At 73.1% G+C, this 17,440-nt stretch carries 12 protein-coding genes and 1 riboswitch; of the genes, 4 read left to right on the forward strand and 8 right to left on the reverse strand.

Features of this window, described 5'->3' with window-relative positions; genetic code table 11:
• Positions 1–3: 3 nt before the first annotated feature.
• The 7 genes from cobO to OG440_RS28995 form a co-directional block, all read right to left on the reverse strand.
• Positions 4–603 (reverse strand): cob(I)yrinic acid a,c-diamide adenosyltransferase, encoded by a 600-nt coding sequence (gene cobO / locus OG440_RS28965; protein WP_406009714.1) that lies wholly within the window; start codon positions 601–603, stop codon positions 4–6.
• On the reverse strand, positions 603–2,654 hold the full coding sequence (locus tag OG440_RS28970) for a putative cobaltochelatase (RefSeq protein ID WP_406009715.1): 2,052 nt from the start codon (positions 2,652–2,654) through the stop codon (positions 603–605). Before OG440_RS28970 ends, cobO begins: the two co-directional genes overlap by 1 nt.
• On the reverse strand, positions 2,651–6,307 hold the full coding sequence (gene cobN / locus OG440_RS28975; RefSeq protein WP_406009716.1) for a cobaltochelatase subunit CobN: 3,657 nt from the start codon (positions 6,305–6,307) through the stop codon (positions 2,651–2,653). The genes OG440_RS28970 and cobN overlap by 4 nt, the downstream gene beginning before the upstream one ends.
• Positions 6,304–7,836 carry a cobyric acid synthase gene (locus OG440_RS28980; RefSeq protein ID WP_406009717.1) on the reverse strand — a complete coding sequence of 511 codons (1,533 nt, stop codon included), beginning with the start codon at positions 7,834–7,836 and terminating at the stop codon, positions 6,304–6,306. Before OG440_RS28980 ends, cobN begins: the two co-directional genes overlap by 4 nt.
• A complete protein-coding gene (locus OG440_RS28985) occupies positions 7,833–8,831 on the reverse strand; it encodes a cobalamin biosynthesis protein (RefSeq protein ID WP_406009718.1) in 999 nt (332 codons plus the stop codon). Before OG440_RS28985 ends, OG440_RS28980 begins: the two co-directional genes overlap by 4 nt.
• Before the next feature lie 99 nt (positions 8,832–8,930).
• Positions 8,931–9,073, reverse strand: a riboswitch (cobalamin riboswitch).
• Between the two features lie 96 nt (positions 9,074–9,169).
• Entirely contained in the window at positions 9,170–9,391 is a 222-nt protein-coding gene (locus tag OG440_RS28990; RefSeq protein WP_406009719.1) for a hypothetical protein, read from the reverse strand.
• A 34-nt stretch (positions 9,392–9,425) separates the two neighbouring features.
• Positions 9,426–10,694, reverse strand: coding sequence for an anion permease (locus OG440_RS28995; RefSeq protein ID WP_406009720.1), 1,269 nt, complete (start codon positions 10,692–10,694; stop codon positions 9,426–9,428).
• 470 nt (positions 10,695–11,164) lie between these two features.
• On the opposite strand from OG440_RS28995, the gene OG440_RS29000 reads away from it, so the two are divergent.
• The 3 genes from OG440_RS29000 to OG440_RS29010 all read left to right on the forward strand — a co-directional run bounded on the left by OG440_RS29000 (position 11,165) and on the right by OG440_RS29010 (position 14,773).
• On the forward strand, positions 11,165–11,896 hold the full coding sequence (locus tag OG440_RS29000; RefSeq protein WP_406009721.1) for a class II aldolase/adducin family protein: 732 nt from the start codon (positions 11,165–11,167) through the stop codon (positions 11,894–11,896).
• Between the two features lie 86 nt (positions 11,897–11,982).
• Positions 11,983–13,119, forward strand: a complete 1,137-nt coding sequence (locus OG440_RS29005; protein WP_406009722.1) for an alpha/beta hydrolase — start codon at positions 11,983–11,985, stop codon at positions 13,117–13,119.
• Between the two features lie 217 nt (positions 13,120–13,336).
• Positions 13,337–14,773: a hypothetical protein gene (locus OG440_RS29010; RefSeq protein ID WP_406009723.1), complete on the forward strand. Its 1,437-nt coding sequence runs from the start codon at positions 13,337–13,339 to the stop codon at positions 14,771–14,773.
• A gap of 76 nt (positions 14,774–14,849) precedes the next feature.
• Here OG440_RS29010 and OG440_RS29015 read toward each other — a convergent pair whose 3' ends face one another.
• Positions 14,850–15,263 (reverse strand): VOC family protein, encoded by a 414-nt coding sequence (locus OG440_RS29015; protein WP_406009724.1) that lies wholly within the window; start codon positions 15,261–15,263, stop codon positions 14,850–14,852.
• A gap of 244 nt (positions 15,264–15,507) precedes the next feature.
• On the opposite strand from OG440_RS29015, the gene OG440_RS29020 reads away from it, so the two are divergent.
• Positions 15,508–17,106, forward strand: coding sequence for an ABC-F family ATP-binding cassette domain-containing protein (locus OG440_RS29020; protein ID WP_054239241.1), 1,599 nt, complete (start codon positions 15,508–15,510; stop codon positions 17,104–17,106).
• Positions 17,107–17,440 lie beyond the last annotated feature (334 nt).

The raw sequence follows: 17,440 nt of genomic DNA on the forward strand, positions 1-17,440 counted from the left end.
GCGTCACCACTCGATACCCCGCTGGCCCTTCTGGCCCGCGTCCATCGGATGCTTGACCTTGGACATGTCGGTGACGAGGTCGGCGAGACCGACGAGCTTCTCGGGCGCGTTGCGCCCGGTGATCACGACGTGCTGGGTGCCCGGCCGATGGCGCAGCACGTCGACGACCTCGTCCGTGTCCACCCATCCCCAGTGCATCGGATACGCGAACTCGTCGAGCACGTACAGCTTGTACGTCTCGGCGGCGAGATCCCGCTTGACCTGCTCCCAGCCCTCCCGGGCCTTCTCCTCGTTGTCCATCTGGGAGTCCCGCTGGACCCAGGACCAGCCCTCGCCCATCTTGTGCCAGTCGACGGAGCCGCCCTCGCCGGACGCTCCCAGCACGCGCAGCGCGTTCTCCTCGCCGACCTTCCACTTCGCCGACTTGACGAACTGGAACACCCCGATGGGCCACCCCTGGTTCCAGGCCCGCAGCGCGAGCCCGAACGCGGCGGTGGACTTGCCCTTGCCGATCCCCGTGTGTACGACGACCAGCGGCCGGTTACGTCGCTGACGTGTGGTCAGCCCGTCGTCCGGCACCACACTCGGCTGTCCCTGAGGCATTATGCGGCCCTCCTCGAAGTCCCCTGCACGTCCCTGACCAGCCCGGCGATGGAGTCCGCGCGCAACTCGTCCAGCGTCACGGCGGTACCGCCCAGCTCACCCGCGAGCTGCCCCGCGAGCCCCAGCCGCACGGGCCCCGACTCGCAGTCGACCACCACGGACGCGATGCCCTCGGCGGCGAACAGCCGTGCCGCCCGCCCGGCGAGGGCGACCGGCTCCGGGCCGCCGGTGGCCCGTCCGTCCGTCACCACGACGACCAGCGCCCGCCGCGCCGGATCCCGCAGCCGCTCCAGCCGCAGCACGTCGTGCGCCTTGAGCAGCCCGGCGGCGAGCGGCGTCCGCCCGCCGGTGGGCAGCGACTCCAGCCGTACGGCGGCGGCGTCCACCGAGGAGGTGGGAGGCAGCGCGAGATCCGCGGCCGCCCCCCGGAAGCTGACGAGCCCCACCTTGTCGCGCCGCTGATAGGCGTCGAGCAGCAGGGACAGCACGGCGCCCTTCACCGCGCTCATCCGCTGCCGCGCGGCCATGGACCCCGAGGCGTCCACGACGAAGAGCACGAGGTTGCCCTCCCGCCCCTCCCGGGTCGCCTGCCGCAGGTCGTCCCGGCGCACGACGAGTCCGCGCCCGGACCGGCCCCGCTCCCGCTGGTGCGGTGCGGCGGCCATCACCGTCGCGGCCAGGTGAAGCTTGGTCAGCGTGCCCCGGGGCCGCCGCGCGCCCGTCGTCCGCCCGTGTTCGGTCCGCGCCCGGGAGCGCCGGCCGGCGGCGCCCTCGCCGATGCCGGGCACACTCAGCATCTTCGTACGGAACGGCTCGGCGGCCCGGACGGCGGACTGCTCCCCGGCCCCGGAACCCCCGGGGCGCGGCTCCCCGCCCTCGCCGCCCTCCGCGCTCTCCCCGCCGTCGTCCGTCTCGGGGCGGGCGGCGGTGTCGTCGCCCTGCGGACCGTCACCGTCCGGCGGCGGCGGCTGCCCGCCGTCGCCGCCGCCCGGCCCGTCGCCGGGCCCGTCGGGGTCGGGCTCGGGGTCCTCGTCGTCCGGACCGGCGAACTCCTCCAGGGTCTCGTCGAGCTTGTCCTCGTCGAGTCCCGGCGCGTCGAAGGGGTTACGGCGCCGGCGGTGCGGCAGCGCCAGCAGCGCGGCCTGCCGCACGTCCTCCGCGAGCACGTCCGTCCGGCCGGCCCAGGCGGCCAGCGCGGTGGCCGTCCGCGCCATCACGATGTCGGCCCGCATGCCGTCCACCTCGAAGGCGGCACAGGTCGCCGCGATCTGCCGCAGCGCCCCGTCGCCCAGCCGCACCGACGGCAACAGCTTGCGCGCCGCCACGATCCGCCCGCGTACGGCGCTCTCCTCGTCCGCCCACCGCTCGGCGAAGGCCGCCGGGTCGTCGTCGTGGGCGAGCCTGCGCCGTACGACCTCGACCCGCAGGTCGGGATCGCGCGAGGCGGTCACCTCCACCGTCAGCCCGAACCGGTCGAGCAACTGCGGCCGCAGTTCGCCCTCTTCGGGGTTCATCGTCCCGACGAGCAGGAACCGCGCGGCGTGCCGCACGGAGACACCCTCGCGCTCCACGTAGGAGGCGCCCATCGCGGCCGCGTCGAGCAGCAGGTCGACGAGGTGGTCGTGCAGGAGGTTGACCTCGTCGACGTACAGGATCCCGCGGTGCGCGTCCGCGAGGAGCCCCGGTTCGAAGGCCTTGACGCCCTCGGCGAGCGCCCGCTCGATGTCGAGGGCGCCGACCAGCCGGTCCTCGGAGGCGCCGACGGGCAGTTCGACCGTCCGGGCCGCCCGGGTCTCGAACGCCCCCGGCTCGTGCGGCCCGTCCGGGCAGGAGGGGTCGGGGGAGTCCGGATCGCAGGAGAACCGGCAGCCGGAGACCACGTCCAGGGTGGGCATGAGCGCCGCGAGGGCCCGCACGGCCGTGGACTTGGCGGTGCCCTTCTCACCGCGGACCAGCACCCCGCCCACCGCCGGCGAGACGGCGTTCAGCAGCAGCGCGAGCCGCAGGTCGTCCTGGCCGACGACGGCCGTGAACGGGAAAGGAGTACTCACTTCTCGTCGCCCTCCAGGTCGCCTTCCAGCTCCAGGTAGGTCGCGCGCAGCCGCTCGATCGTCTCGGCGTCCGGCTCGGCCCACAGTCCGCGGTCGGCGGCCTCGAGGAGCCGCTCGGTGATGCCCCGCAGGGCCCACGGGTTGGACTTCTTCATGAAGGCCCGGTTCTCCGCGTCGAAGACGTACTCGGCGCTGAGTTTCTCGTACATCCAGTCGTCGACGACTCCGGCGGTGGCGTCGTACCCGAAGAGGTAGTCGACGGTCGCCGCCATCTCGAAGGCGCCCTTGTAGCCGTGCCGGCGCATGGCCGCCATCCAGCGCGGGTTGACCACGCGGGCCCGGAAGACCCGGTGCGTCTCCTCACCCAGCGTGCGCGTCCGCACCTGGTCCGGCGTCGCCGAATCGCCCACGTACGCCTCGGGGCTGGCGCCCGTGAGGTGCCGCACCATGGCGACCATGCCGCCGTGGTACTGGAAGTAGTCGTCGGCGTCGACGAGGTCGTGCTCGCGGGTGTCCACGTTCTTCGCGGCGACGGCGATCCGCTTGAACGCCGTCTCCATGTCCCCGCGCGCCGCCCGCCCGTCGAGCCCGCGCCCGTAGGCGTAGCCGCCCCAGACGGCGTACACCTCGGCGAGGTCCGCGTCCGAACGCCAGTTGCGGGCGTCGATCAGCGGCAGCAGCCCCGCGCCGTAGGCCCCGGGCTTGGAGCCGAAGACACGGGCCGTCGCGCGCCGCCGGTCGCCGTGCTCGGCCGCGTCCTCGTCCACGTGGGCGCGTACGAAGTTGGACTCGGCGGGCTCGGCCAGCTCGGCCACCGCCCGCACCGCGTCGTCGATCAGCCCCACCACGTGCGGGAACGCGTCCCGGAAGAATCCGGAGATACGGACCGTCACGTCGATGCGCGGCCGGCCCAGCTCGTCCAGGGGCACGACCTCGAAGCCCGTCACCCGGCGCGAGGCGTCGTCCCACACCGGACGGCAGCCGAGCAGCGCCAGGATCTCGGCGATGTCGTCACCCTGGGTGCGCATCGCGGACGTGCCCCAGACCGTGAGGCCGACGGACTTCGGGTAGTCGCCGGTGTCCTGGAGGTACCGCTGCACGAGGGAGTCCGCGAGAGCCTGCCCGACCTCCCAACTCAGCCTGGAGGGAATGGCCTTGGGGTCGACCGAATAGAAGTTGCGCCCGGTCGGCAGGACGTTGACCAGTCCCCGTGTCGGCGAGCCCGACGGACCGGCCGGGACGTAACCGCCGTCCAGCGCCTTGAGGATGTGCCCGATCTCGTCGGTCGTCCTCTCCAGCCGCGGCACGACCTCCGTACACGCGAACTCCAGCACCGCGACGGCGTCCGGGAGTTCGGTGCCCAGAACCTCGCGTACGAGGGCCCGGCTGCCGTCGACCGCCCACCCGCGCTCCTCCGCGCCCTCCGCGATCCGCCGGCACAGCTGCTCCAGCAGGTCGACGGCGTCGGCGCCGGTACGGGCGGGACCCTCGACGAGATCCGTCAGCTCGACCGGCACCTTCACCGGCGCGCCCGGCTCGGCGAGCAGCTCCTTCTCCACCAGCCCGAAATGAGCGGCCAGCGCGGCCCGCAGCCCCGGCAGCGCGTTCGCCTGCCCGCCCCACACCTGAGAGGCGCGCAGCACGGCCAGCACGAGGTTCACCCGCGCCTCGCCGACCGGACCGCCGCCGAGGATGTGCAGCCCGTCCCGGATCTGGACGTCCTTGATCTCGCACAGATAGCCGTCGATGTGCATGACGAACTCGTCGAACGCGTCGTCGTCCGGCTGATCGTCGACGTGCAGGTCGTGGTGCAGCTCCGCCGCTTTGACCAGCGTCCAGATCTGCGCGCGGACGGCCGGCGCCTTCGTCGGATCCAGGTCGGAGACGAGCGCGTACTCGTCGAGGAGCTGCTCCAGCTTGGCCAGGTCGCCGTAGGTGTCTGCGCGCGCCATCGGCGGCACGAGGTGGTCGACGACCGTGGCGTGCCCGCGCCGCTTGGCCTGGGTGCCCTCACCCGGGTCGTTGACGATGAACGGGTAGACGAGCGGCAGATCGCCGAGGACGGCGTCCGGGGCACAGCCCCCGCTCAGCCCGAGGCCCTTGCCCGGCAGCCACTCCATCGTGCCGTGCTTGCCCATGTGCACGATCGCGTCGGCGCCGAAACTGTTCTCCAGCCACCGGTACGCCGCCATGTAGTGGTGCGACGGCGGCATGTCGGGGTCGTGGTAGATCGCGATCGGGTTCTCGCCGAAGCCGCGCGGCGGCTGGATCATCACGACGACGTTCCCGAACTGCAGGGAGGCCAGCACGATGTCGTCCCCGTCGACGTACAGCGAACCCGGCGGCTCGCCCCACGCCTCCAGCATGCCGTCGCGCAGCCCGGGGTCGAGCCGGTCGAACCACGCCCGGTAGTCGGCCAGCGGCACCCGGGCGGGCGCGGCGGCCAGCTGCTCCTCGGTGAGCCATTCGACGTCGTGACCACCGGCGTTGATGAGCCGGTGGATCAACTCGTCGCCGTTGTCGGGGTGTCCGGTGACGCCGTAGCCCGCGTCCCGCAGCGCGTCCAGCACCCGGACGGCCGAGGCGGGGGTGTCCAGGCCGACCGCGTTGCCGACCCGCGAGTGCTTGGTCGGATAGGCGGTGAAGACGAGCGCGAGCTTCTTCTCGCCGTTCGGCTTGTGCCGCAACCGGGCGTGCCGTACGGCGATCCCGGCGACGCGTCCGGCCCGCTCGGGGTCGGCGATGTACACGGGCACGTCGTCCGGGCCCTGCTCCTTGAAGGAGAAGGGGACCGTGATGATCCGCCCGTCGAACTCCGGGATGGCGACCTGCATGGCCGCGTCCATGGGGGAGAGGGCGGCGTCGGACGCCTCCCAGGCGCTCTTCGACGAGGTGAGGCACAGCCCTTGCAGCACGGGGACGTCGAGGTCGGCGAGCGCGCCGATGTCCCAGGCCTCTTCGTCCCCGCCCGCCGAGGCGTTCGACGCGTGCGTGCCGCCGGCCGCGAGGACCGTGGCGACGAGGGTGTCGGTCCGCCCGAGGATCTCGTACAGCCCCGGGTCCGCCCCGCGCAGCGAACCGCAGTACACGGGCAGGGCGTTGGCGCCGCGTGCCTCGACGGCGTCGCACAGCGTGTCCACGAAGGCGGTGTTGCCGCTCAGTTCGTGCGCCCGGTAGAAGAGCACCCCGATGGTCGGCCGGCCCTCGACGAAGGCACGCTCGCCGTGGACGCCGTACTCGGGCATCTTCCGCGGCTCGACGAACCCCTCACCGGTCAGCAGCACGGTGTCGGACAGGAACCGGGCCAGCTCGGTCAGGTTGGCGGGCCCGCCCTCGACGAGGTAGCGCAGCGCCTCCGCCACCACACCGGCGGGCACCGACGACTCCGCCATCAGCTCCGCGTCGGGCACGCTCTCGCCGCCCAGCAGCACGGTCGGCACCCCGGACGCCTTGAGCGCGGCGAGCCCGTCCTCCCAGGCCCGCTTGCCGCCGAGCAGCCGCACGACCGCGATGTCGGCGCCGTCGAGGAGCGCGGGGAGTTCCCCGGCGACATCCACCCGGGTCGGGTTGCCGATCCGGTACGAGGCACCGGAGGCGGCCCGGGCCGCCAGCAGATCGGTGTCGGCGGTCGACAACAACAACACTGTGCTCATGCGGGCGCTCCCGGTGGAATGAAAGGCAGTCCTTGCGGCGCGCCCGACTCGATGAGCCGCCAGAGCGCGTCGGTGTCCGCGTGCTGTTCGATCAGGTCGCCGAGCCGGTCGAGCTGCTCCTCGCGCAGCCCGGCGAACGAGGTGTCGGCGGCGGGCACGAAACGGCGGCCCGCGGCGGCCGCCACCTCGCGCAGGAAGGCCCGCCGGAATCCGTCCGACTCCAGTGAGCCGTGCCAGTGCGTGCCCCAGGTCTGTCCGACCCGGCAGCCGTCGAGGCTGTTGCCCCGGCCGTCGGAGAGGAACGGCTCCCCGCCGGTGACGTCGGCGACGCCGTGATGGATCTCGTACCCCTCGACCCGCTCGCCGAGGGCTTCGCCGACGGGCCGGGTGAGGGTCTTCTCGCGGGCGAACCGCACCCGGACCGGCAGGACTCCGAGTCCCCGCACCTGCCCGCGCCGGCTCTCCACGTCGTCCTCGATGTGCTCGCCGAGGATCTGGAAACCCCCGCAGACACCGAGGACGGGCCGCTGCTCGGCGACCCTGCGGAGGATGGCCTCGGCCAACCCCCGCTCGCGCAGCCACTCCAGGGCGCGCACCGTCCCCCGGGTCCCCGGGATCACCACCAGGTCGGCGTCGGCCAGTTCCTCGGGCCGGTCCACGAACCGCACGACGACGCCGGGTTCGGCGGCCAGCGCGTCCACGTCCGTGAAGTTGGACATGAGGGGGACGGCGCAGACCGCGACCCGCAGCACGTCCTCGCCGACGGGCGGGGCGGTGTTCGACTCCCGTACGGTCCCGCGCAGCGAGACCCTCAGGCCGTCCTCCTCGTCGATCCCGAGCCCGTGCCGGAACGGCAGAACGCCGTACGTCCGCCGCCCGGTGAGCCCGTGCAGCATCTCCAGGCCCGGCTCCAGCAGGGAGACGTCACCCCGGAACTTGTTGACCAGGAACCCGGCGACCAGCTCCTGGTCCTCGGGCGAGAGCAGGGCGACGGTGCCGAAGAACGAGGCGAAGACGCCGCCGCGGTCGATGTCGCCGACGACGAGCACGGGCAGCCGCGCGCCCCGCGCGATACCCATGTTCACGATGTCGGTCCGCCGCAGGTTGATCTCGGCGGGACTGCCCGCCCCCTCACAGATCACCGCGTCATACGTGCCCCGCAACTCGGCGAGGCAGTCGAGAACGGTTCCCAGGAGTTTCTGCTGACGCCCCCCGTGATACCCCCGGGCGCTCATCTCGCCCACCGGCTTGCCCAGCAGCACGACCTGACTGCTCTGTTCCCCGCCCGGCTTGAGCAGCACGGGGTTCATCAGCGCGGTCGGCTCCACCCGGCAGGCCTGCGCCTGCATGGCCTGGGCCCGCCCGATCTCGGCGCCCTCCGTCGTCACGAACGAGTTCAGGGACATGTTCTGTGCCTTGAACGGCGCGACCTTCACCCCCTGCCGCACCAGCCACCGGCAGATCCCGGCCGTGACGACGCTCTTGCCTGCGTCGGAGGTGGTGCCGGCGACGAGGAGACCCCCGCTCATGTCGTACGCCCCTTCAGCTGGTTCCTCTGATTCCTCCGGCCGCCCTGGTTCCTCGCGACGAGGCGGGTGGCGACGACGCGGGCGGCGACGGTCACGCCGAGCGCGAGCAGGCCGACGCGGCGGGAGAGCCGCGCGGCACGTTCGATGTCCGGGGCGACGACCGGGCGTCCGGCCGCGCCGTTCAGCACGGGCCGGTGCTCGACCCGACCGGCGTACGACAGGGTTCCGCCCAGCCGCACGCCGAGGGCGCCCGCGAACGACGCCTCCACCGGCCCGGCGTTGGGGCTCGGGTGCTTGCGGGCGTCGGCCCGCCAGGCCCGTACGGCACCGCGCGGATCGTCCCCCGCGACGGCGGCCAGCACGGCGGTCAGCCGGGCCCCCGGCCATCCGGCGACGTCGTCGAGGCGGGCGGCGGCCCACCCGTAGCGCAGATACCTCGGCGACCGGTGACCGACCATGGCGTCCAGGGTGTTGACGGCCCGGAACCCGACCAGACCCGGCACCCCGCCCACCGCCCCCCACACCAGCGCCCCCACGACGGCGTCGGAGGTGTTCTCGGCGACGGACTCCACGACCGCCCGGGCCATCCCGTCGGCGTCCAGCGCGTGCGGATCCCGCCCGCACAGGTGCGGCAACCGCTCCCGGGCGGCCTCGACGTCGCCGGCTTCGAGGGCCCGTCCGATCGCGCGGGCCTCCCGGACCAGCGAACTGCCCCCGACCACCGCCCAGGTGGCGGCGGAGACGAGAGCGACGGCGGCGACGGGGGAGCGGCGTACGGCGTGTTCGGCGACGGCTCCCAGGGCGACGGCCCCACCGGCGCACACGACGGCGTGCAGGGCTCCGCGTCCCCGGTCGTCCCGCCACAGCAGTCGCTCGACGGCACCGGCGGCCCGCCCGAACGCGGCGACCGGATGCCCCCGGCGCGGATCGCCGAGCAGCAGGTCGACCAGAAGGCCGGTGGCGGCGCCGTACGCGTAGAGGCGATCGGCACGCATCGGCTCAGCCGGCCGTGGGGCCGGGAAACGACCTGGTGCTGTACCTCAACTGCCGAGCGAGCATGGCGATATGTCCTCACTCAGGGTGTCCACGCCCTGGTTCGACGAGACCGGCGGCGAGAGTTCCTGGCTCCCGGGGGTTACTACCCCGGTGACAGTGGCGGGACCGCGCCGGATTCGCACCGGCTTCCTCTTCTGCCGCCGTACATGGCTCGGGCAGTCCACCATGGCCCGCAAGAGCCGTCAACTTGCTGTTGACCTGCGAGGCTGGAGTGTGCAGAACCCCACACGGAGCCGGCCGGCGGGGTGGTGAACGCCAAGGGGTGTTCGATGGTGCGTCAGGCGATGATCAGTGAGATCCCGTACGCCACCGCCGCCGCGCAGGCCGCGAAGCACGCGTAGGCACCGGTCACCGCGAGGGTGGCCGAACCACCCTGCGCCGACGCGCGTTCCTGCCGCGACAGGCCCATGACGCCGAGGGTGAACAGGGCGACGAGGCCCACGGTGATCACGAGGCTGACGCCGAAGACGGAACCGAGGGCCGCCCAGTCGATCTTCATACTGCTTCTCTTCCTTCGTACCGGGTGCGCGGGCTCAGACGGCCGCGGCCGGGGGAGCGGCCGGGGTCACTGGCTCGGGGGTGGGGGAGAGGATCGTGGCCGTCAGGTCCGTCGTGCGGGCGGCCGTGAGGTCCTCGGCCAGGGTGCCCGTGGGCGGCGGGGCGACGACGGCGATCGCCGTCGTGACGACGCCCGCCGGCTCGTCGGTTTCGTTGACGTTCGAGGCGTCGACGACCTCGCGCCGGGAGACCTTCCAGATGGCCGCGCTGGAGGCGATCAGGAAGACCGCGACGAGGGCCGTGCCCCAGTCGCCCAGGCCGGTGACGGACTCGGCGAGCGCGCCCACCAGGGCCGCCGCCGGGAGCGTCAGGCCCCACGCGACGAACATCCGGGTCGCCGTCGACCAGCGGACCACACCGCCCTTGCGGCCCAGGCCCGCGCCCATCACCGAACCGGAGACCGAGTGGGTGGTGGAGAGGGAGAAGCCGAGGTGCGAGGAGGCCAGGATGACCGTGGCCGCGCTGGTCTGGGCGGCGAAGCCCTGCTGCGGCTGGAGGTCGGTCAGGCCCTTGCCCATGGTGCGGATGATGCGCCAGCCGCCCAGGTAGGTGCCGAGCGCGATGGCCATGCCGGCGGACAGGATGACCCAGGTGGGCGGGTCGGAGTCGGGGGCGACGGCGCCGCCGGCCACCAGGGCCAGCGTGATGATGCCCATCGTCTTCTGCGCGTCGTTGGTGCCGTGGGCCAGCGAGACCAGGCCGGCCGAGGCGATCTGGCCGGCGCGGTAGCCCTTGGCCGCCGCCTTGCCGTCGGCCTTCTTGCCGAGGGTGTAGGAGAGGCGGGTCGCGAGCATCGCCGCGACACCCGCGACGATCGGTGCCGCGATCGCCGGGATCAGCACCTTGGTGACCAGGGCGTCACCATGCACCGCGCCCATACCGGCGGAGGCGATGGTGGCGCCGATCAGGCCGCCCATCAGGGCGTGCGAGGAACTGGACGGCAGGCCCACCAGCCAGGTCAGCAGGTTCCAGAGGATCGCGCCGACCAGGGCGGCGAAGATGACCTCGGGACGGATGCCGGTCTCGTCGACGAGACCCTTGGAGATCGTGTTGGCGACCTCCACCGAGAGGAAAGCGCCCACAAGGTTGAGCGCGGCGGACATGGCCACCGCGACCTTGGGTTTGAGTGCGCCGGTCGAGATGGTGGTGGCCATCGCGTTGGCGGTGTCGTGGAAACCGTTCGTGAAATCGAACGCGAGTGCGGTAACGACCACAATCGCGAGGATCAGCGAGAAGCTTTCCATTTACCCAGGCAATCGTTCGAAGTCATTGGTGTGTTGACCGTAGGCAATCTGGGTGAACGGAAGATGAACTGGGAAGGGCGTCCGGGTGTCTGTGTGAGGGGGTCGCGGCGGTGTCCCGTCCCGCCGCCCCGGCGGGCGCCGAGCGCCGTAAGGCCACCCACGTTCGGCGGGCCCGCGCGGCCGCGTCCCGGGGGCCTGGACGAGATGTCGGTCACCCGGTGGCGAGGGGTCGCCGTCCCCGTAGTTGGGCGGGCGGCAGGGAACGGCCGGCGGCGCTCCGGGCGCCCCGATTGCGTACGAAATATCCGGGCTCTTCGGCCTCCCGGCCGGGCTCTTCGGCCTCCCGGCCGGGCTCTTCGGCCTCCCGGCCGGACGAGCGCGGCCCGCGGGTCCGAGCCGCCGGAGGGTCGGTTTCCGGCCTGTCGCGCCCGCGCCCGGCGGCGGCCCGCGCCTCCTGGCAGGATCACGGCATGGCTGAGCAGCGACGCGAGCAGGGGGACGCCCGGGGTCACCGGGACGGGGCACCGGACCGGGCGCACCGGCGGGGCAGGCACGCCGGCATCGAGGAGGCGCGGGCCTGGGAGGCGCTCGTGACGGCGGCCCGCCGCACCGTGACCGACGGGCTGGTCGTCGGGACGTCCGGCAACGTCTCCGTACGTGTCGGCGACACCGTGCTGGTCACCCCGTCGGGCGTCCCCTACGAGCGGCTCACCCCGGACGACGTCACGGGCGTCGACCTCACCGGCCGGCAGGTGCTCGGAACCCTGCGCCCGACGAGCGAGCTCCCCATGCACCTCGCCGTCTACCGCACCACGGAGGCCGGGGCGGTCGTCCACACCCACGCCGTGCACGCGACCGCCGTCTCGACGCTCGTAGGCGAGCTGCCCCTCGTCCACTACATGGCGAGCGCGCTCGGCGGGCCCGTCCGGGTCGCCCCGTATGCGACGTACGGCACCGAGGAGTTGGCCGAGAACGTGCTCCGCGCCCTCGCCGGCCGCAGCGGCTGTCTTCTGCGCAACCACGGCACCCTCACCCACGGCAGCACCCTCGACCAGGCCTACGACCGCACGGCCCAGCTGGAGTGGATGTGCCGCCTGTGGCTGACGGCCTCTTCCGTTCCCGGCCTGGACCCCACCCTCCTGACGGAGGAACAGGTCGCCGAGGCGGGCGAGCGGCTGCGCGGGTACGGGCAGCGGGAGTGAGACGCCGGGCGGCGGGAAAGTGAACCGCCGTCCTCCGACGGCTCCCACCACTGGCCGGGAGCGGGGCGGGCCAGGACACTGGGCGGGTGCGCACTGTCAAAGCGGCGGCCGCCGCCGTCACCGCAGCCCTGGCCGCCGGCGCCGCCGGTGTCGCCGCAGGCCGACTGGCCAGCGACGCCGCGTTGAAGGCGCCGCCCGGCCGGCCCCTGCCCACCGAACCCCGGCTCACCGTGCACGGCACGGCCGCCGGCCGGATCACCCTCACCCGGGACCTGGCCACCCTGCGCCCCGGCACCTATGGCCTCGCGGGCAACGGCTCCCACGCGGTCGTGGGCCCCGTCCTGCCCACCGCCCCGCACTCCGCCGACACCGTCGCGCGCCGCCTGGAGCGGGTCACGCACGGCACCCTGAACCCCGGCGACGCGGTCTGGCTCACCCCCAACCTGTACGTCGGCGACCCCGGCAGCGCCCTCGGTCTCGACCACGCCGACATCGACGTCCCCGGCGAACTCGGCAACCTGCCCGCCTGGTTCGTGCCCGGTCCGCGCCGCACCTGGGTGATCGCCGTGCACGGCCTGGGCACCACCCGGGAACACGTCCTGAACGTCCTGGGCTTCCTGCACCGCCGCCGCTTCCCCGTGCTCGCCCTCGCCCATCGCGGCGACCTCGGCGCGCCCCGCTCCCCGGACGGCCTGAACCACCTGGGCCAGACCGAGTGGCGCGACCTGGACGCGGCGATGCGGTACGCCGTGCGCTACGGCGCCGAACGCGTCGTCCTGTTCGGCTGGTCCACCGGCGCGACCATGGCCCTGCGGGCCGCCGCCGACTCGGGGCTGCGCGATCTCGTCTCCGGGCTGGTGCTGGACTCCCCGGTGCTGGACTGGCGGACGACGGTGCGCGCCCTCGCCGCCGCCCGGCACACCCCGGGGGTGCTGCTGCCGCTCGCCGTCCGCGCCGCCGAGGGCCGCACCGGCCTGTACTCCGGCCCCGGCGGCCACCGGGACGCGGCCGCCGATCCGGACCGGCTGCGGGTCCCGACCCTCGTCCTGCACGGCCCCGACGACACCGTCGCCCCCTGGCACGCCTCGCGCCGTCTCGCCGCCCTCCGCCCCGGGCTGGTCACCCTGCACACCGTCCCGCACGCCCCGCACGGCGCCATGTGGAACCCCGACCCCGCGGCCTACGAGGAGGCCCTGCGCCGCTTCCTGACCCCGCTGATGTGACCGCCGACGCGAGGCGCCCGCGGAAGCCGCCGGATCTCCCGTCCGGATGCGCCCGCGAACGGGCCGCGAACCCGGTGCCGCCGGTTCCGTTCAAGCCCGTACCACTGGCCTGAAGGCGCCTCCCGCACCGTCACGGAACCCCCTGCCTTGGCCAGTCCCGTAGCCCGCCGTGACATTCCGTTTGGGTTTTCGGACCGTCAACCGGAAGACTGCACCCGTGACGTCCCGTATCCCGCGCGACTCCAGGCTTCGACTCGTCCGCCCGCGACCCCTGGCCGCCGCCCCCTCAGCTGTGAACGAGCGGCGCCCGCGCCGCCCCGCACCCCGCCCGCCGGAGGGCACCCCGGCCCCCGCGGAGCTGGCCAGAATGGCGCGCTCCGGACTGGCCGCCGCGGCCCGCGTCGCCCGCTGGGCCGACAACGCCCTCGGCCCCGGCCGAGACGCCGCCACGACCGACGGCAAGGCGACCCTCTCCGACACGACCGCCGAACGGGCCGCCGCGGATCTGGGCCTGACCACGGACCGGATCCGCGCCGACTGGGACACCGCCCGCCTCGCCGGCCTCGTCGAGGTGCACGGCGGCAGCGCCCGCCCCGGCTGGCGGCTACGCGCCTGGAACCGTGACGACAGCGCCGTCCTGCGCGGCTGGGTCGCCCTGTTCGACGCCTGGTCGCTCGCGTCCCCGGAGCCCGGGGACCAGGAGCCCGCCGCCGTGGCCGAGGTCGTCTCGGCCATGCCGCAGGTGCTCTCCTTCCTCCAGCTCTCCGCCGGGCCCGTCCCCGTGGAACAGCTCCTGGACCTGCTGCGCCAGCGGGTCACCGAACTGCGCACCGAGCGCTGCGAGGTGCCCTACGGCGCCGGCTCGGAACCCGCGACCCCCATCGCCCCGGTCCTCTCCGCCGACGCCGACCCGGCGGAGCCCGCCCAGGACGCCGAACTCGTCCCGCTCCTCGACTGGGCCCTGCGCGCCCTCGCCGCCGTGGGCGCCCTCACCTACGGCTCCGGCCACGCCACGCTCACCCCGCTGGGCAGTTGGGCGGTCTGGGTCAAGCTGGAGCAGATCTGCGTCGCCGCGCAGAGCCCCGCGGGCAACATCGAGCAGTCCGCCGAGGCCATGCTCCGCGGCTGCGCCCAGCTGCGCCCGAACGCCGCCCGCTCCGAATACCGCGCCTGGCTCGCCGCCCGGACCGTCGGCAGCGCCGTCGCCGAGCTGCTGCTCGCCGCCCGCGGTGACGACGCCCTGCTGCGCGGCCTCGCCTTCGAGGCGCTGCGCGTCGTCGGCGCCCCGGCCGAGCCCGACGTCCGCGCGGTCGTCGACGAACCGACCCTGCGGCCGTACGCGCTGCTCTGGCTCGCCGAGCACGACGGCGTCGACCCCGAGGACGCCCACGAGGTGCTCACCCGGCAGGAGGCCACCTGGCTGTGGGTCGACACGGCCGCGGCCGTCGCCGACCACGGGGAGGCGCCGATGCTCGTACGCCACCTGGAGTCCGCGCTCCAGCCGACCGTCCCGGCCCTGCTCACCGAGGTGCGCGCCGTCGGACATCCGCGCACCGTGCAGGTGCTGGTGGCGCTCGCCGCCGCGCATCCGGACCCGGCGCTGGCCAAGGCCGTCCGCCGGGCCGCCTTCCAGGTGCACACCGGGGGCAGCTGAACGAACTCCGGCCCCGCATCCGCGGGGACTCGGGGGCTTCGGGCTCCCCGGGTGCCCCCGGGCCCCGGCGGGGCGCTCAGCCCTGTATCTCGGGCGCGTAGGTGCCGAAGCTCCAGAGGTTGCCCTCGAGGTCGCGGGCCAGGTAGTCCCGGGATCCGTAGTCCTGGTCCGTCGGGGGCATCAGGATCTCCGCGCCGTGCTCCACGGCCCGCCGGTGGTGTGCGTCCACGTCCTCCACCACGACGTACACCCCGGTCGGGCCCGCGTCCTTCATCGCCGTGTCGAAGACCCCGCCACGGCCCTTCGAGCCGAGCATCACCGCGCCGTTGCCCTGCACCAGCTCGGCGTGCACGACCGAGCCGTCCTCGCCCTCGTAGACGGACAGCTCCGTGAACCCCAGGGCCTCCGTGAGCTGCCGGATCGCCGCCTTCGCGTCGGTGTAGAGCACCGTCGGAAAGATGCCGGGCCGCCAGCTGTTCGTGCCTGCCATGCCGATCACTCCCTTGTGATCACCGCCGGATTCGTCACGCGTTGCCCAGTCTGGCATCCGCCACCGACAACGCTCCGGGGACGGAGATCCGCCGGGAGCGCGGAAAGATCGAACACCCGGACCCAGGAAAAGTGCTTGCACGATCCCGTTAGACTGGCCCTCATGGCCATTCTCCTCGCGCATTAGACGGCGGGACGTCCTCGGCCGCCCATCCCGCCAACGACCTTCGCACTGGAGTCTGTCCGTGATCTCCGCCTCCGGCATCGAGCTGCGCGCCGGTGCCCGCATCCTCATCGAGAACGCCTCCTTCCGCGTGGCCAAGGGCGACCGCATCGGTCTGGTCGGACGCAACGGCGCCGGCAAGACCACGCTGACCAAGGTCCTGGCAGGCGAGGGCATCCCCGCCGCCGGCCAGGTCACCCGGTCCGGCGAGGTCGGCTACCTCCCGCAGGACCCCCGCACCGGCGACCTCGACGTCCTCGCCCGCGACCGCATCCTGTCCGCGCGCGGCCTGGACATCCTGATCCGCAAGATGCGCGAGAACGAGCAGCGGATCGCGAACGGCTCGGGCGCCACCCGTGACAAGGCGATGCGCCAGTACGAGCGCCAGGAGACGGAGTTCCTCACCAAGGGCGGGTACTCCGCCGAGGCCGAGGCCGCCACCATCGCCGCCGCGCTCAACCTGCCCGACCGGGTCCTGGGCCAGCCCCTGCACACGCTCTCCGGCGGTCAGCGGCGCCGGGTCGAGCTGGCCCGCATCCTGTTCTCCGACGCGGACACGCTGCTCCTCGACGAGCCGACGAACCACCTCGACGCCGACTCGATCGTCTGGCTGCGCGACTACCTCAAGACCTACCGCGGCGGTTTCATCGTCATCAGCCACGACGTCGACCTGGTCGAGACGGTCGTCAACAAGGTCTTCTACCTGGACGCCAACCGCTCCCAGATCGACGTCTACAACATGGGCTGGCGGCTCTACCAGCAGCAGCGCGAGTCCGACGAGAAGCGCCGCAAGCGCGAGCGCCAGAACGCCGAGAAGAAGGCCGCCGCGCTGCACTCGCAGGCCGACAAGATGCGCGCCAAGGCCACCAAGACGGTCGCCGCGCAGAACATGGCCCGCCGCGCCGACAAGCTGCTCTCCGGCCTGGAGGCGGTCCGCCAGTCCGACAAGGTCGCCAAGCTCCGCTTCCCCGAGCCGGCGCCCTGCGGCAAGACGCCCCTGATGGCCGAGGGACTGTCGAAGTCCTACGGCTCGCTGGAGATCTTCACCGACGTCGACCTGGCCATCGACAAGGGTTCCCGGGTCGTCATCCTCGGCCTGAACGGCGCCGGCAAGACGACCCTGCTGCGTCTGCTCGGCGGGGCGGAGAGGCCCGACACCGGCGAGGTCGTCGCCGGCCACGGCCTCAAGCTCGGCTACTACGCCCAGGAGCACGAGACCCTCGACCCGGAGCGTACGGTCCTGGAGAACATGCGGTCCGCCGCTCCCGACCTGGATCTGGTCGAGGTCCGCAAGACGCTCGGCTCGTTCCTGTTCTCCGGCGACGACGTCGACAAGCCGGCCGGCGTGCTCTCCGGCGGCGAGAAGACCCGGCTGGCCCTCGCCACCCTCGTGGTCTCCTCGGCCAACGTGCTGCTGCTCGACGAGCCCACCAACAACCTCGACCCGGCCAGCCGCGAGGAGATTCTCGGCGCGCTGCGCACCTACAAGGGCGCGGTGGTCCTCGTCACCCACGACGAGGGCGCCGTGGAGGCGCTCCAGCCCGAACGGATCATCCTGCTGCCCGACGGCGTCGAGGACCTGTGGGGTGCCGACTACGCGGACCTGGTCGCGCTGGCCTGACGACCGCACGCGGGCACCACGGCGTGGTCCGAGACGTGGTCCACGGAGTGATCCAACGCGTGATCCACGATGTTGGATCATTCGTCTGGATCATTCGGCCCACCGGTGATCCATCATCTGTGTGAGATCTCCTCGTATCGAGGTGTGTCCTACATCGATTTTCCGGCCGATCCCTTTGTCGACAAGGGATCGGCCGTCGTGCGTCTCTGACCTGCCATTTCGCCCGACAACCCGTTCGGCCCCACGAACACCACAGGGTGGAATCACATATTCCACTTGTGGGGACGCGCTCCTGTCGTCAAAACCCTGTCGCACGGACCTTGCCGAATGGGTG

Origin of the sequence: Streptomyces sp. NBC_00637 (assembly GCF_045161545.1) — a bacterium.
Lineage (GTDB): Bacteria > Actinomycetota > Actinomycetes > Streptomycetales > Streptomycetaceae > Streptomyces.

Bases quoted from the DNA above. Each gene is read 5' to 3' on its own strand.
- cobO (WP_406009714.1), bottom strand. From the start codon at position 603: ATGCCTCAGGGACAGCCGAGTGTGGTGCCGGACGACGGGCTGACCACA.
- cobN (WP_406009716.1), bottom strand. From the start codon at position 6,307: ATGAGCACAGTGTTGTTGTTGTCGACCGCCGACACCGATCTGCTGGCG.
- OG440_RS28980 (WP_406009717.1), bottom strand. From the start codon at position 7,836: ATGAGCGGGGGTCTCCTCGTCGCCGGCACCACCTCCGACGCAGGCAAG.
- OG440_RS28985 (WP_406009718.1), bottom strand. From the start codon at position 8,831: ATGCGTGCCGATCGCCTCTACGCGTACGGCGCCGCCACCGGCCTTCTG.
- OG440_RS28990 (WP_406009719.1), bottom strand. From the start codon at position 9,391: ATGAAGATCGACTGGGCGGCCCTCGGTTCCGTCTTCGGCGTCAGCCTC.
- OG440_RS28995 (WP_406009720.1), bottom strand. From the start codon at position 10,694: ATGGAAAGCTTCTCGCTGATCCTCGCGATTGTGGTCGTTACCGCACTC.
- OG440_RS29000 (WP_406009721.1), top strand. From the start codon at position 11,165: ATGGCTGAGCAGCGACGCGAGCAGGGGGACGCCCGGGGTCACCGGGAC.
- OG440_RS29015 (WP_406009724.1), bottom strand. From the start codon at position 15,263: ATGGCAGGCACGAACAGCTGGCGGCCCGGCATCTTTCCGACGGTGCTC.